The following is a 14,835-nucleotide window of genomic DNA, read 5'->3' as shown; positions in this document are numbered from 1 at the left end:
TCAGGGGCCGGCGGCGTCGGGCAGTTGCTGCTCGGACCAGATGACCTTCCCGCCCTCCGGGGTGTACCTGACCCCCCACCGCCGGCTGATCTGCGCGACGAGGAAGAGCCCCCGGCCGCCTTCGTCCGTCGTGGCGGCGTAGCGCAGGTGGGGCGAGGTGCTGCTGCTGTCGAAGACCTCGCAGGTCAGCACCCGGTCGTGCAGCAGGCGCAGGCGTACGGGGGCGACGCCGTGCCGGATCGCGTTGGTGACGAGTTCGCTCAGCACCAGCTCCGTGCCGAAGGCGAGCTCCGACAGACCCCACTCCTCCAGCTTCGCGACCGCCAGGGCCCGCATCTCGCCGACCGCGCTCGGCTCGAACGGCACCTCCCATTCGGCGATGCGGTCCGCGCCGAGCGCCGAGGTCCGCGCCACCAGGAGGGCCACGTCGTCGCGTGGGCGTACCGGCAGCATCGCCTTCAGCAGGGCCCGGCAGGTCTCCTCCGGTTCCCGGTCGGCGTGGCCCAGCGCCGAGCGGACCAGGGCGAGTCCGTCGTCGATGTCCCGGGCCCGGTCCTCGATCAGCCCGTCGGTGTAGAGCACCAACTGGCTGCCTTCGCTCAGGTCCAGCTCGGCCGATTCGAACGGGAACCCGCCCAGCCCCAGGGGCGCGCCGGGCGGCAGTTCCGGCATCTCGACCCGGCCGTCGGGACGCACGACGAACGGCGGGACGTGTCCGGCCCGGGCGATCGTGCACCGCTGGCTGACCGCGTCGTACACCGCGTACAGGCAGGTGGCGCCGAGGAGGCCGGCGCTGTCGGGGCCGCCGCCCGAGCCGTCCGTGCTCTGGTCGATGTACTGGACGAGGTCGTCGAGCCGGGCGAGGAGTTCGTCGGGCGGCAGGTCGAGGGAGGAGAAGTTGAGCACGGCGGTGCGCAGCCGGCCCATGGTGGCGGCGGCGTGCAGACCGTGTCCGACGACGTCGCCGACCACGAGCGCGACCCGGCTGCCGGGCAGCGGGATCACGTCGAACCAGTCGCCGCCGACCCCGGACTGCGCGGGCAGGTAGTAGTGCGCCACGTCGACGGCGTTCTGCTCCGGCAGGTCGCGGGGCAGCAGGCTGTGCTGGAGGGTCACGGCGAGGGCGTGTTCGCGCGTGTAGCGGCGCGCGTTGTCGATGGTGATGCCGGCCCGGGCGACGAGTTCCTCCGCCAGCGACAGGTCCTCCTCGTCGAAGGGCTCCGGCTTGCGCGAGCGCCAGAAGTTGACCACCCCGAGCACCACGCCGCGGGCCTTGAGCGGCGCGGTGATCAGGGAGTGGATGCCGTAGTCGATGATGGCTTGGGCCCGGGGCGGGTCTTGGGCGTACCAGCCGGGGGCGTCGGCGAGGTCGGTGACCACCTCGCCCCGGCCGCTGTCGAGGCCGCGGGCCTGGGGGGTGGAGGGCAGGAAGTCGATCAGGATGCCGCGCTGGTAGAGCGGCGAGTCGTCGCGGATGCCGCTGACGGCGGTGCGTCGCAGGTCCGACGTGGAGGTGGGCTCGTCGCCGTGCAGGACGGGCTCGGCCAGGTCGATGGTGACGAAGTCCGCGAAGCGCGGGACGGCGACATCGGCCAGCTCCTGGGCCGTGCGCTCCACGTCGAGGGTGGTCCCGACGCCCACACCGGCGTCGTACAGCAGCTTGAGCCGTCTGCGGGCCGCGTCGGCGCGGGTGCTGAGGACGCGCATCTCGGTGGAGTCCCTGATGGTCACCGAGGTTCCCTCGGACCGGCCGCGCAGCCGGGTCGGGCGCTGGTTGATCACGAGCAGGCGGTCCCCGGCCTCGTGCATCTCGTCGGTGGCCTCCCGGCCGGAGCGCAGGAGTTCGACCAGTTGCCGGTCGAGCCCCGGCAACTCCCCGACGAGCCGGCCCTCGGCGTCCGGCGGCAGCCGCAGCAGTCGCACGGCCTCGTCGTTGGCGAGAAGGAGCCTTCCGGTCCCGTCGGTGATCAGTACGCCCTCGCGCACGGCGTGCAGCACCGCGTCGTGGTGTTCGTACATCCGGGTCATTTCGAGCGGGCCGAGGCCGTGGGTCTGGCGCCGTAGGCGCCGGCTGATCAGCGCCGAGCCGACGGTGGCCAGGGCGAGGCCCACCGCGCTGGCGCCCAGGATGACGGGGAGCTGTCGGTCCACGACGCCGGTGACGTTCTTGACGGTGAGACCGGCCGACACCAGACCCACCACCTTGTGGTCCGGGCCGAAGACCGGCACCACGGCCTGGATCTCCTTGCCGAGGGGTCCGTTCACGCTCTCGGTGTGGACGTGACCGGCGAGGGAGGGGCCGATGGTGCCGACGAAACGTTTGCCGATGCGGTCGGGCAGCGGGTGGGTGTAGCGGATGCCATGGGTGTCCATCACCACGATGAAGTCGACCCCGGCCTCCTTGCGCGTGGCCTCGGTGACGGGCTGGAGGATCTTGGAGGGATCGGGGGAGCGCAGCGCCTGCCGGAGTCCGAGCGAGTGCGCGAAGGACTGGGCGACGGCGACGGAGCGGGTGCGGGCCTCGCGGTCGATGTCGTGGCGCGACTGGAGCACCAGGGCCAGGACCGCACCGGCCGCGAGCAGCACCACGATCGCCACCTGGAGGACGAATACCTGTCGGGCGACGCTTCGAGGGCGATTTCTGCTCAGTGACCGCACCGACGTCCCCGGCACGGGTGGCAAGGATCGGTCACGTCCCCAGTTGTAGCACTGTCGGCGGCCCTCGGCGTGGCGGTCGCTCGCATCCGGCCTCCGGAACGTCGGAAATATCTTGACGTCAAGATTCTCATCGGGCAGGCTCCTGCACGTATCTCGACATCGAGATACATGGTCCGGGGGAACGGAGACATGGGATGCGGGGCGGCACGAGGACCCGTAAGGACCGACCGGAGGGCCTGCTGGGGCAGCTCCGCCGGCCACCCGGCGGCCGGGACGCGCGGACCATGCTCCTCGCGCAGTTCCTGGACCGGTCGGGAACGGGCGTGTGGGCCGCCGCGAGCGTCCTCTACTTCACCTTCGTCGTCGGGCTGGACGCCCGGCAGGTGGGCATCCTGCTCGGCGCCGCCGGGGTGGCCGGGATCGCCGGCTCCCCGCTCGCCGGCCACCTCGCGGGGCGGTTCCCCGTCCGCCGGCTGCTGATCGCCGCCCACCTCCTGCGCCTGGGCACGTTGGGCGCGCTGCTCGTCGTGACGCGGTACGAGGTGCTCCTGGCGGTCGTGGCCCTCACCAGCCTGGGCGACCGGGCCGCCAAGACACTGGAGATGCTCTTCGCGACCCGCGTCGCGGGCAACCGCCGCGCCACCTACCAGGCCCTCGCCCGCAGTGCGGCCAACGCGGGTTACGCGCTCGGCGCGGGCGTCGCGGCGATCGGGCTCGCCATCGGCAGCCGCGAGGCGTACCAGGGCCTGATCCTGGCCAACGCCCTCTCCTTCCTCGCGGCGGCCCTCCTGGTCCGGCGCACGCGCGAGCCGCGCGAGCACGGGCGGGTCGCGGCGCGGACCGGCGAGCCCGCCCACGTGCCGCCGGCCGCGGCGAACCCCTGGCGCGACCGCGGCTACCTGCGGTTCGTACTGCTGGACATCCCGATGAACCTGGACGACTCGATCCTCTCCGTCGGGCTGCCGCTGTGGCTGATCACCCGCACCGACGCGCCGCACGCACTCGTCCCGGCCTTCCTCGTGATCAACACGGTGCTCGTCGTGGTGCTCCAACTGCGCGTGTCGGCGAAGGTCGGGCAACCGCGCCAGGCCGCGGGAGCGGTGGCCGTCTACGGAGCCACCCTGTCCGCCTGCTGCGTACTGCTCGCCGTGTCCAGCGGGGCCGGAGCCTGGACCGCCTCCGTCGGCCTCCTCATCGCGGCGGTGCTCGCCACCGCGGCGGAGCTGATGCGGTCGGTGAGTTCCTGGGAGCTGGCGGTCTCCCTCGCCCCGGCCCGGTCCAGGGCGGCCTACCTGGGCGTCGCGGGGATGTCCCAGTCCGTACAGAAGTCGGCTGGGCCACTGCTGTTGACCGGGGCCGTGATGTCGGCCGGACCGGCGGGATGGATCGTGCTCGGCGCGGCGGTCGCGGCGCTCTCCGTCGTCCAGCGACGCGCCTCCCTGCGGAGGCTCCGGGCGATGGAGGCCGCCGCGCCCGTCAACGTGTCCTGAGCCGCAGCCGCAGCCGCAGTCGCCGCAGCCGCCGGACCGCACCCGCCCGCACCGCGCGGCGTCTGCTGCCCGGCGGTGCGGAGGACACCGAGACCAGGGTGAGCAGCGCGGCCAGGGCCACCCCGCTCACCCCGATCCCGGCCGACAGACCGGGCGTGCGGTACGCGCAGGCGATCCGGGACGCCCCCGGCCCCAACGGCACCGCGATCAGGCCGTCGAGCGTGCCGGGCGCCTTCGCGTCCGCCCCGTCCACGGAACACCGCCAGCCCCGCACGGCGGGGACGGCCACGACGGCGGTGCCGGAGGAGGACCGCGCCGGGAACACCGCTGCGAGCGTGTGGCCGCCCGCCGTCACCCGGGTCGGTGCCGACGCCCTCAGGCGCGCCACCGCCGCACCGAGTTCATCCCGGTCCAGGCAGCCCACGGGGGAGCGCGGGACGTCCTGGGCGCGGTCGCCGGTCAGCGTCAGCACCACCTCACCGCCGGCCGGGACGGTCCCGAGCGGCACCAGCCCGTTGTTCGTCATGGGATACCCGCCCGACAGCCGCTCGGCGGTGCCGAGCGCGTCCAGGGTGCCGGAGAACCAGGGCACGTACGCGAAGGCCGAGGTCCCGGGGGCGCAGGTGAATGCGAACGTGCTCCGGACGCCCCGGGACAGCCGCCACGACCCGTCGGGCCGCGAGCCGGCCGCCGCGCCGCCCACCGGCCGGGCGTCGGGCACGGCGTAGACCCGCGCCCCCAGCACCTGCTCCTGACGGGCGAATACGGTGTCCGCCGCGGCCGGCGGGGCGCCGTCCCGCAAGGTCACCACCGGAGCCGCGTCGGCCGACCGCGGGGTGAACCCGCCCGCGCCGCCGTGGTCCAGGTAGCTGCCCACCCCCATGACCGCCCGACCGACCGGGTCCTCGAAGCCGACCGTGTGCCGGCCCGCCATGTACCACCCGGCGCCCAGTGCCCGCAGGGTCTGCGCGGTCCGGGCGGGCAGGTAGCTGCTGTAGTAGGAGCCGCCCTGGCCGCCCAGCAACAGCGGGTCGTTGTCGGCGAACTCGTGCGGGCCGGGCTCACTGCGCAGGTCCGGCCAACGGTTCCGCGCCTCCACCGCCCGCCGCGCCGCCGAGGATTGCGCGTCCAGCGTCCGCTTCGGCCGCCACCACTCGTCCCGGTCCCGCTGCTCGGTCACCGACAGCACCGTGAACACCGTCGAGACGAAGACCGTGCCGATCAGCGCCCCCGTCACGGCGACGCGCGCCCGACGACCCCGACGCCGCGCCGCCATGACCAGCAGGGCCAGGACCACCGCACCCCCCACCACGGTCAGGGTCCAGGTGGCGGCGGTGACGTACGCGCTGAACCCGGCCACGACCAGCAGCACGCCCAGCACCCCGACCCCCGCCAGCAGCTCCCGGGGACGCGGCCGGGCGGTCAGGGCCGACCACGCCACGGCCACCAGCATCCCGGTGAGGGTGAACGAGGCCCGGTAGGGGCCACCGTTGGGCAGTGCGAGGCCGTGCCAGAGCAGGATCGTCGGCGTCCAGACGTACGACGCCGCCACCAGGACGAGCAGCGCGCACCAGGCGGCCCGCTCCCTGCCCGGGACCCGGCGGACGAACGGATAGGCGAGGACGAGCACCAGCGGCAGCATGCCCACCGAGATCTGCGGCGCGCTCGCGTGAAAGCCGCCCGGCAGCAGGTGGGCGACGTAGTCGTGGAGCGCGGGCGGCCCGGGGTAGTGGACCTCGGGGCCCGGCTGCGACGCCCGCGAGGCCGGGAAGGTGACCGTCAGCACGGGGGCGACCAGCGCGACGCCGACCGCCGTCATCGACGCGGCCCGCAGCAGGACCCGGCGTCGAACGGGCCGTGGCCGCCCGTCGAGCAGCAGCCTGACCAGCAGGACCAGCCCCATCCCGAGGGTGGCCATCGCGGCGGTGTAGAAGTTGCCGGCCCAGCACGCGGCGACGAGCAGCGTCCCCGACACCCAGCGCCGGCGGCGCAGGCACCAGTCGTACGCGAAGCCGGTCAGCGGGAACGCCACCAGCCCCCACATCCACATGGGGTCCGCGAAACCGTTCGACACCGTCCACGCGCTGACGCCGTAGCCCACCGCCAGGGCCGCGCGCGGCCACGGCGGGCCCGGCCGCAACCGGCCCAGCCAGACCGTCATCAGGGCGGTCGCCAGACCGATGCTCAGCAGCGTCACGAGGAACACCGGCAGCTCGACCCGGTCGCGCGGGAACAGTGCGACGAGCCAGGAGAACGGATTCATCAGATACGTGAAGAAGTCGGCGAGGAACGGGACCCCGTAGCCGCTGCCCCAGTTGAAGAAGAGATCCCCTTCCGTCCCCCCGCGCATCAGGTCCCATAGGTGGGCGTGGAACGGCACGAACTGGTTGCCCAGGTCGTTGACCGCACGCGAGCGCCCGCCGAAGGGGTACGTGCCGTGCACGGCCATCGCCAGGCAGTAGGCCCCCATCGACACCGCCGCCGCGACCGCGGCGGCCGCGCTCTGCGGGCCCGGCCTGCGGCGTACCCACTGACGCTGCTCCTGGCCGCTGGTGGGAGGGGAGGTCGTCAGCACCATGGCGCCAGCCTCGCAGGTACCGGGCGCCCCGCGGGCCCAAACCACCGTTGCGGCCGCGCGTCCGCCCGTCCGGCGGGAGCGGACGGGTGAACCGCTGACGCCCACCGTGCGGGCGGGGACGGCCCGAGCGGCTCAGGCGGGGACGGCCGCCGCGTCCACCACCATCCGCCGGAACGCCTCGGCGTCCCTGACGGCCGCCCCGCCCGGGTCGTTGTTGAAGTAGGCGAAGACGTCCGCCGCCGCGGGCCAGGTCTCAGCGATCCGCCCGGCCCACGAACGCAGAGCGCCGGGCCCGTACCGCGGCCACGGCTGCGCCCGGCCCTCGTGGAACCGTACGTACCCCCAGTCGGCGGTCCGCCACAGCGGGGTCACCGGTCGCGAATGCCGGTCCGCCCAGCACAGTGCGGCACCCCGCTCGACCAGCACCGACCGGATCTCCTCCGTCCACCACGACTCGTGCCGCGGCTCCACCGCCACCCGGACACCGGCCGGGAAGCAGGCGAGGCAGGCGTCCAAGGTGCCCGCGTCCGCGCGCAGGGTGGGCGGCAGTTGCAGGAGCACGGGTCCGAGCCGGGGTCCGAGGCCGGCGCTGTGCGTCATCAGCCGCCGCACCGGTTCCTCCGGGTCGCGCAGGCGTTTGATGTGGGTCAGGAAACGGCTGGCCTTGACGGCCATGACGAAGCCCTCCGGGGTCCGTGCGCGCCAGGCCGCGAAGGTCTCGGGGGACGGCAGCCGGTAGAAGGCGTTGTTGTTCTCCACCGTGCCGAAGCGGCGCCCGTACTCCTCCAGCCACAGGCGCTGGGGCACGCCCGGCGGATAGAAGGTCCCGGCCCAGTCCCGGTACTGCCACCCGGACGTCCCGACGAAGACGGGCATGGTCACCTCCGCTGCCGCGACGGACCGTCTGTGCCGGCGCCTGCCCGCTGCGAACCGCCCGAAAACCGCCCGGCGGGGTGAACCGTCGGGGCGCGTTGACAGGGCGCGCGGCACGGACGTATCCAGGAAGTGAGGGCCGGCCCCGGCACGCGTCGGCGGCTGTCCGCAACCGTCCCGCGGGACAGGGAGGTTCCCGCGCCGAGGTGATCCACGACCGGCCCGCTGACGCGCGAAGGGAGCGGACCATGGCACGGTCGGTCGGCATCGACCTCGGAACGACGAACTCGGTCGTCAGCGTTCTCGAAGGCGGCGAACCCACCGTCATCCCCAACGCGGAAGGGGCCAGGACCACCTCCTCGGTCGTGGCCTTCGCCAAGGGCGGGGAGGTCCTCGTCGGGGAGGTCGCCAAACGCCAGGCGGTCACCAACGTGGACCGCACCGCCCGTTCGGTCAAGCGGCACATGGGCGACCCGCAGTGGCGCTTCCCCGAGCGCGGAGACGTGGACGGCAAGCGGTACACGGCGCAGGAGATCTCCGCGCGGGTCCTGCAGAAACTCAAGCGCGACGCCGAGGCGTACCTCGGCGAGGACGTCACCGACGCCGTGGTCACCGTCCCCGCCTACTTCAACGACGCCCAGCGCACCGCCACCAAGGAGGCCGGCGAGATCGCGGGCCTCAAGGTCCTGCGCATCGTCAACGAGCCGACGGCCGCCGCCCTGGCGTACGGGCTCGACAAGGCGAACGACCAGACGATCCTCGTCTTCGACCTCGGCGGCGGCACCTTCGACGTGTCCCTCCTGGAGATCGGCGAGGGCATCGTGGAGGTGAAGGCCACCAACGGCGACACGCACCTGGGCGGCGACGACTGGGACCAGCGGATCGTCGAGCACCTCGCCAAGCAGTTCCGGAACGGCTACGGCATCGACCTGACCAAGGACAAGATGGCGCTCCAGCGGCTGCGCGAGGCTGCCGAGAAGGCGAAGATCGAACTGTCCTCCGCCACCGAGACCAACATCAACCTGCCCTACATCAGCGCCTCCCCGGAGGGCCCGCTGCACCTGGAGGAGAAGCTCACCCGCACCGGCTTCCAGCAACTGACCGCCGATCTGCTGGAGCGCTGCAAGACCCCCTTCCACCAGGCCGTCAAGGACGCGAAGATCCAGGTCGGGGACGTGAACGAAGTGATCCTGGTCGGCGGCTCGACCCGGATGCCGGCCGTGACGGAACTCGTCAGGGAACTCACCGGCAAGGACCCTCACAAGGGCGTCAACCCGGACGAGGTCGTGGCGATCGGCGCGAGCCTGCAGGCCGGTGTGCTCAAGGGTGAGGTCAAGGACGTCCTGCTCCTCGACGTGACGCCGCTGTCCCTCGGCATCGAGACCAAGGGCGGCATCATGACCAAGCTCATCGAGCGCAACACGACCATCCCGACCAAGCGGTCCGAGACGTTCACGACGGCCGAGGACAACCAGCCGTCGGTGCAGATCCAGGTCTACCAGGGCGAGCGCGAGATCGCGGCGTACAACAAGAAGCTCGGCATGTTCGAGCTGACCGGTCTGCCGCCGGCCCCGCGCGGTGTGCCGCAGATCGAGGTCACCTTCGACATCGACGCCAACGGCATCATGCACGTCACGGCGAAGGACCTCGGCACGGGCAAGGAACAGCGGATGATCGTCACCGGCGGCTCCTCGCTGCCGAAGGACGACATCCGGCGGATGGTCCACGACGCCGAACAGCACGCCGAGGAGGACCGCCGCCGCAAGGAGGCCGCGGAGACGCGCAACCAGGCCGAGCGGCTCGTGTACCAGACGGAGAAGTTCGTCAAGGACAACGAGGACAAGGTCCCGGGCGACGTCAAGTCCGAGGTCGAGGCGGCCGTCGCCGAGCTGAAGGAGAAGCTCAAGGGCGAGGACACCGCTGAGATCCGTACGGCGACGGAGAAGGTCGCGGCGGTCAGCCAGAAGCTCGGCCAGGCGATCTACGCCGACGCGCAGGCGGCCCACGCCGCCGGCGGCGCGGCCGACGCCGGCCAGGCCAAGGCCGACGACGGCCGGACCGGACGGGCCCCGAACGGTGACCCGGCCCAGGACGAGGTCGTCGACGCCGAGATCATCGACGACGAGAAACCGAGAGGAGGCACGGTATGAACGACCCGGCCGAGCCCCCGCGCCCGGAGCGCCCCGAGGCCCCGACGGTCGTCGTCCTGCGCGACCGCCGACGGACCGGCCCGCCGGCCCTCACACCCCGTGCCCTCACACCCCGTGCCCTCACACCCCGTGCCCTCGACCCGCGTGGCCCCGGCCGCCGGGACCGTCCCGAAACCCAAGACCCGGCCCCGGGTCGACCCACTTCGGCTCCGGTTGTGCCGGAAGCGGCCCGCCTGCTCGCCGAGCGCACCGCCGACCTGCAACGGCTCAAAGCCGAGTACGACAACTACCGCAAACGCGTCCGCCGGGACCGTCTCGCCGTCCGCGAGGCGGCCGTCGCCAACGTGCTCACCGCACTGTTGCCCGTCCTCGACGCCGTGGACGACGCCCGCGCGCGCGGCGAGGCCGGCGAGGGCCTCGACGCCGTGGCCCGCGCGCTCGCGTCCCGCCTCGCCGGCCTCGGCCTTGAGACCTTCGGCGAACCCGGCGACCCCTTCGACCCGCGCGTCCACGAAGCCGTCACCTCCACTCCCGTCCCCGGCAGCACCGCCCCGTCCTGCGCCGGTGTCCTGAGCCCCGGCTACCGGGTCGGCGGCCGGCTGCTCCGTCCCGCCCAAGTGGCGGTGGCCGAACCGGCACCCGGCGACTGACCCACGACCGACCGGGCGGGGACAGGCGCCCCGGCGGAGCCGCGCGGCGCGTTTGCGACACCCATGGGCGGGCACGCGCCAATGACGACACCGATGAGAGCACGGCCCCGAGTGGAGGCCCCCATGTCGACAAGCACGCTCATCGCGATCATCGTTCCCGTAGTGGTGGTCCTGATCGCCATCGCGGTCGGATTCTGGCTCGTCTCGCGCCGACGGCACCTGCGGGAGCGGTTCGGTCCCGAGTACGACCGCACGGTCGAGGACGAGGGCGGCCGGCTGGCCGCCGAGCGTGAACTGCGCGCCCGCGAGCAGCGCCACGCGGACCTGGACATCAAGGAACTGCCGCCCGCGCGCCGGACCCAGTACGCCGAGGAGTGGCAGGGCGTCCAGGAGCGCTTCGTGGACCGCCCCGAGGGGGCCGTGGCCCAGGCGGACGAGCTGGTGACCCGGCTCATGAGGGAACGCGGCTATCCGACCGACGGGTTCGGTGATCAACTGCGCGACCTCTCGGTCGAGCACGGAAGCACGCTGGAGCACTACCGCGCCGCGCACGCGGTCAACGCGCGCAGCAGCGAAGGACAGGCGACGACGGAGGAGCTCCGCGGGGCGATGGTCCACTACCGGGCCCTGTTCCAGGAGCTGCTCGGTGACCAAGGAGGCCGATGACATGCAGGACCGCGACGAGACGGTCGGCCGGCCCGACGAGGGCGGCCTGACCACGGAGAGCCTCGCGCACCCGGGAGGCGACGAGCGGAACACCGCCGTGTACCCGGGCGAGGCGACGGGCGACCGTAACGAAGGCGCAGGCGTTGGCGAAGACTACGCGGGAGAGGAACCGGGACAGGACACCGGAGAGGACGCGGACGCGCGGGGCACGTTCCCGGACGACCTGGGGCAGGACGAGGCGACCGCGACGGCGGGCACGACGGCGGCAGGCACCCGGAACGGAACGGGCGCGGAGGGCGAAAGCGGCAACGAACCGTTGCTCGCGGGCCCCGACGCGGAGGAGTTCCGCAGGAGGTGGGGCGAGATACAGGGCCGCTTCGTCGACGACCCGCAGGAGGCGGTCAGGTCCGCGGACACCCTCGTCGCCGAGGTGATGCAGACACTGGCCGCTACGTTCGCCTCGCACAAGGAGGAGTTGGAAGGCCAGTGGAGCAAGGGCGAGGAAGTAGTGACGGAAGACCTGCGGATCGCGCTCCAGCGCTACCGCTCCTTCTTCAACCGTCTCCTCACCACCTGACCGGCGCCCTCACGACCTGAGCAGGAGGCGGTGGGCGCGGTGGGTGGTGCCGGGGGTCATCCGACCCGGCCCCTAGCCCAGCAGGTCCTCCAGGGATGCGGGCAGCCAGCGACGCACTTCGGTGACTGCCTCGGGCGCGCGGGAGCCGCGGGGCCGTTCGCGCCCCCGCTCCCGCAGGAACGCGGCCCGCTCCCGCAGCGCCCGGCGCAGATCGCGGGCGGCGGGCCTGCGGTCCGCCGCGTCCTCGTCGACGGCGTGGTCGCGCTCCAGAACGGTGTTCAGCAGCCGACGGGGCTGGGACTGCCACCCCAGCCCCGTGAGCTGCTGTCCGTTCTCCTGGACGCGGCGATGCAGGCGCACCAGGAAGTGCAGGCCGGTCAAGTCCATGAACGGGACGCCCCGCATGTCCAGGACCACCAAGCGCCCGTCGACCGGCAGCACGGCCAGGACCCGGGCGAGTTCCGGTTCCGCCCGGTGGTCGATCGCGCCGTGCGGGGTCACCAGCAGGGTGTTCCCCTGCCGCCGGACCCCGATCCAGAACGCGTACGGCACCCTTCCATCATCGAGCCTGCCCGCCCGCTTTGCCCCGCCGGGCGCCCCGCCCCAGACCGCCGAGACCCGCACCCCTGGTCAGAGGGCGCCCCGGGTACGGCTCTGGGCTGCTACCCGATTCATCCCGGGGAGCCCGCCATGTGCGCCGTGCGGAAGCCCATGCGCATCCATGTACAGATCCACGGCCGGACCGCGCTCCTGACGCTCTGCGGCGTGGGCGGCGACGGACCGCGGACCGAAGCCGTGTTCGACGCCGCCCTCAAGAGACTCCCCCCGGGTCTGGAGGCGATCGTGCTGGACATCGAGCACGGACCCAGCGCCTCCGGCACGGGCGCCGGACTGCTCCGGCTGGCCGGCACGGGTCCGACCACGCCGTCCCCGTCGCCGTCATCGCCGAGCGGATCGCGGTTCTCCCGGCCCTGCCCCACCTGGCTCCCAGGGTCGGCCCGCCGTCACCCGCGGACGACGAGGCCCTGTCGTTCCTGCGGCGCGCCGTGTACGTCCGCGCCCTCGAACAGCGCGCGCACGGCATCCGCAGCGCCCGCCGCGGAACGCAGCCCTGCGACTGAGGGCGGACGTCGCACGTCGACGGCCGGCCCGGCGGGTCGGAGCGGTGCTGGGGACGCCGGGGCTGCCCGGCACCCCCGCCGTCGGACGATGACGTGGTTTCCGGCGGGATCGCGTTCGATGATCAGGGCCTCGCGCCTTGCCCGGCCGGCTTACGGCCGCAGGCGGGGTATGGGGGCCGCGGCGAAGGGGCACACGGGGTGATGAAGCGACGATCGGACGACGAGAAGCGGGTGGAACGGTGTGACGGCAGGGGAGCACGCGCAACGCCGGACGGAACGGCGAGTGCCGTCCGACGCGGCTGAAGCACGCTCCATCGTGGCGGCCCTGCTGAACGCGGCGCCCGGCACGGTCGGGTCACCGGTCGGCGGCACCGCCCGGGCCGACATCCTCCTCGTGACCTCCGAACTGATCACCAACGCCTTTCGCCACGGCGGCGGCCTCACCGGATTCGACGCCGAACTCGGCCGGGACGGTATGACCCTCACCGTCGGCGACGCCAGCGATGACGTGCCCCGAACGGCGCCCTCGCACAGCGCCATGTCGGAGGGCGGCTTCGGCTGGGAACTGGTGTGCCTGCTGGCGGATCAGGTGTCCGTGACGCTGCACCCGGACGGCGGCAAGAGCATCCGCGTTCGGCTCCCCCTGACCTGAGACACCCGTACGAAGTGCGGTCGGGCGGTCGGGCGCCTACGGGGGCCGGCTCAGCCGCCGGCGCGCCGGGCCCAGGCGAAGGCGGCGGCCCCCGCCCCGCACAGCGTCGCCGCCGCGAGGGCGCCCCGGTGGCGGGTGGCCCACCACTGGAAGCTGCGCGGGTGCGCCGACGCGTCGAACCGGCCGTGCGCGCCGAAGTCCTGCCGGGTGTCGGCCGGCTCCCACAGGTTCGCCGGCTCGTCGGCCCCGCGCGGGGTGTCCGTCTGCTGGGAATCGAAGCCCGTACGGGCCAGGTACCGGTCGAGGAGACCAGGCGCGACCGCATTGGCCATCAAGGTCGCCGCGGTGCTGCCGCCGACCCAGAACTCCCGCCGCCGAGGGTGGTCGGCGGCGTACACGATGGCCCGGGCGGCGAGCTCCGGCTGGTAGATCGGCGGCACCGGCTGTGCCCGCCTCGGCAGCCGCGACAGCACCCAGTCGAACTGCGGGGTGTCGAGGGCCGGGAGCTGCACCATCGTGGTGCGGACCCGGGTGCCCGAGGCGAGCAGTTCGCACCGCAGCGCCTCGTGCCAGCCCTGGATGGCGTGCTTGGCGCCGCAGTACGCGCTCTGCAGCGGAATGCCCCGGTAGGCCAGCGCGGAACCGGCGTGGACCAGCGTGCCGCGGTCGCGCGGGAGCATCCGGCGCAGTGCCGCGTGGGTCCCGTACACGTAGCCGAGGTAGGAGACCTCGGTGACCCGGCGGAACTCCTCCGGGTCGATCTCGGTGAACGGCGCGAACACCGATGTGAAGGCGACGTTGACCCAGACGTCGAGCGGGCCGAACTCGTCCTCGGCGCGCTGTGCGGCGGCTTCCACCGCTTCCGGGTCGGCGACGTCCGCCTCGATCGCGAGGGCCTTGGCGCCGAGTTCCTCGGCGTCCCGGACGGCCCCTGCGAGGCCCGCCCCGCCGCGGGCGATCAGTGCCAGACGGTCGCCGCGGGCCGCGAACGCCCGGACGACCGCGCGTCCGACGCCGCCGCTGGCCCCCGTGACGACCACGACCCGGCTCGACGAGCGGGAGCCACTCATGACCGCTCTCCTTCCCGCCGAAGCCCGCCCGCGGCCTCGTCCCCACGGGTGCGCTCACGGTGGCTGGTGTCGCACCAGGGGTAGATCCGGCTCCGCCGGCAGGTACACACGGCTACCATCGGGCGCTCCGAGCGGGCAGTGGAACCGTCCCGCCGGGGCCGCTCCACCGGCCCTTCCACCAGCTCGGGGCCGTCCGGCTCGACGATGTGCCGCACCGGGGAGTCGGTGCCGGTACTGCCGGTGCCGGCGGGTGTCGCCCCGCGCGCGGGCGCCGCGTATGCCTCGGATCGCTTCGCGTTCATACGGTCCGCCTTGCCGGTCACGGCGCGCCGAAACCCGTTCGGCCGCCC

Annotated in this window: 12 protein-coding genes; 6 read left to right on the top strand and 6 right to left on the bottom strand. The window is 73.3% G+C overall.

Features of this window, described 5'->3' with window-relative positions; genetic code table 11:
• Complete coding sequence (locus ABZ934_RS01820) at window positions 1-2,658, bottom strand: SpoIIE family protein phosphatase (protein ID WP_361308665.1); 2,658 nt, start codon at window positions 2,656-2,658, stop codon at window positions 1-3.
• Between the two features lie 194 nt (window positions 2,659-2,852).
• On the opposite strand from ABZ934_RS01820, the gene ABZ934_RS01815 reads away from it, so the two are divergent.
• Window positions 2,853-4,148 (top strand): MFS transporter, encoded by a 1,296-nt coding sequence (locus tag ABZ934_RS01815; RefSeq protein ID WP_361307441.1) that lies wholly within the window; start codon window positions 2,853-2,855, stop codon window positions 4,146-4,148.
• Here the strand turns inward: ABZ934_RS01815 and ABZ934_RS01810 are convergent.
• Both ABZ934_RS01810 and ABZ934_RS01805 read right to left on the bottom strand, forming a co-directional pair.
• Window positions 4,135-6,726 (bottom strand): YfhO family protein, encoded by a 2,592-nt coding sequence (locus tag ABZ934_RS01810; protein WP_361307439.1) that lies wholly within the window; start codon window positions 6,724-6,726, stop codon window positions 4,135-4,137. The two genes, ABZ934_RS01815 and ABZ934_RS01810, sit on opposite strands and share 14 nt — an antisense overlap.
• A gap of 132 nt (window positions 6,727-6,858) precedes the next feature.
• Entirely contained in the window at window positions 6,859-7,602 is a 744-nt protein-coding gene (locus ABZ934_RS01805) for a DUF72 domain-containing protein (protein WP_361307437.1), read from the bottom strand.
• 245 nt (window positions 7,603-7,847) lie between these two features.
• Between ABZ934_RS01805 and dnaK the strand changes: the two genes are divergently transcribed.
• The 4 genes from dnaK to ABZ934_RS01785 all read left to right on the top strand — a co-directional run bounded on the left by dnaK (window position 7,848) and on the right by ABZ934_RS01785 (window position 11,642).
• A complete protein-coding gene (gene dnaK / locus ABZ934_RS01800; protein ID WP_361307435.1) occupies window positions 7,848-9,749 on the top strand; it encodes a molecular chaperone DnaK in 1,902 nt (633 codons plus the stop codon).
• A gap of 215 nt (window positions 9,750-9,964) precedes the next feature.
• Window positions 9,965-10,399: a nucleotide exchange factor GrpE gene (grpE, locus tag ABZ934_RS01795; RefSeq protein WP_361307433.1), complete on the top strand. Its 435-nt coding sequence runs from the start codon at window positions 9,965-9,967 to the stop codon at window positions 10,397-10,399.
• Between the two features lie 123 nt (window positions 10,400-10,522).
• Entirely contained in the window at window positions 10,523-11,065 is a 543-nt protein-coding gene (locus ABZ934_RS01790; protein WP_361307431.1) for a hypothetical protein, read from the top strand.
• Complete coding sequence (locus ABZ934_RS01785; protein ID WP_361307429.1) at window positions 11,046-11,642, top strand: hypothetical protein; 597 nt, start codon at window positions 11,046-11,048, stop codon at window positions 11,640-11,642. The genes ABZ934_RS01790 and ABZ934_RS01785 overlap by 20 nt, the downstream gene beginning before the upstream one ends.
• Before the next feature lie 72 nt (window positions 11,643-11,714).
• On the opposite strand, the gene ABZ934_RS01780 is transcribed toward ABZ934_RS01785, so the two are convergent.
• Window positions 11,715-12,194 carry an STAS domain-containing protein gene (locus ABZ934_RS01780; protein WP_361307427.1) on the bottom strand — a complete coding sequence of 160 codons (480 nt, stop codon included), beginning with the start codon at window positions 12,192-12,194 and terminating at the stop codon, window positions 11,715-11,717.
• Between the two features lie 852 nt (window positions 12,195-13,046).
• On the opposite strand from ABZ934_RS01780, the gene ABZ934_RS01775 reads away from it, so the two are divergent.
• On the top strand, window positions 13,047-13,415 hold the full coding sequence (locus tag ABZ934_RS01775) for an ATP-binding protein (protein WP_361307425.1): 369 nt from the start codon (window positions 13,047-13,049) through the stop codon (window positions 13,413-13,415).
• Between the two features lie 50 nt (window positions 13,416-13,465).
• On the opposite strand, the gene ABZ934_RS01770 is transcribed toward ABZ934_RS01775, so the two are convergent.
• Together ABZ934_RS01770 and ABZ934_RS01765 are read right to left on the bottom strand one after the other, a co-directional pair.
• Window positions 13,466-14,485, bottom strand: coding sequence for an SDR family oxidoreductase (locus ABZ934_RS01770; protein ID WP_361307423.1), 1,020 nt, complete (start codon window positions 14,483-14,485; stop codon window positions 13,466-13,468).
• A complete protein-coding gene (locus tag ABZ934_RS01765; protein ID WP_361308663.1) occupies window positions 14,482-14,700 on the bottom strand; it encodes a CDGSH iron-sulfur domain-containing protein in 219 nt (72 codons plus the stop codon). Before ABZ934_RS01765 ends, ABZ934_RS01770 begins: the two co-directional genes overlap by 4 nt.
• Between the last annotated feature and the right edge of the window lie 135 nt (window positions 14,701-14,835).

Origin of the sequence: Streptomyces sp. NPDC046557, from assembly GCF_040645975.1 — a bacterium.
Taxonomy (GTDB): Bacteria; Actinomycetota; Actinomycetes; order Streptomycetales; family Streptomycetaceae; genus Streptomyces.
Note: the sequence above shows the minus strand (reverse complement) of the source record. Positions and strands in the feature narration are given on the sequence as shown.

Excerpts from the sequence above, each read along its gene's own strand:
- ABZ934_RS01770 (WP_361307423.1), bottom strand. The coding sequence starts at position 14,485 with ATGAGTGGCTCCCGCTCGTCGAGCCGGGTCGTGGTCGTCACGGGGGCC.
- dnaK (WP_361307435.1), top strand. The coding sequence starts at position 7,848 with ATGGCACGGTCGGTCGGCATCGACCTCGGAACGACGAACTCGGTCGTC.
- ABZ934_RS01810 (WP_361307439.1), bottom strand. The coding sequence starts at position 6,726 with ATGGTGCTGACGACCTCCCCTCCCACCAGCGGCCAGGAGCAGCGTCAG.
- ABZ934_RS01790 (WP_361307431.1), top strand. The coding sequence starts at position 10,523 with ATGTCGACAAGCACGCTCATCGCGATCATCGTTCCCGTAGTGGTGGTC.
- ABZ934_RS01815 (WP_361307441.1), top strand. The coding sequence starts at position 2,853 with ATGCGGGGCGGCACGAGGACCCGTAAGGACCGACCGGAGGGCCTGCTG.
- ABZ934_RS01805 (WP_361307437.1), bottom strand. The coding sequence starts at position 7,602 with ATGCCCGTCTTCGTCGGGACGTCCGGGTGGCAGTACCGGGACTGGGCC.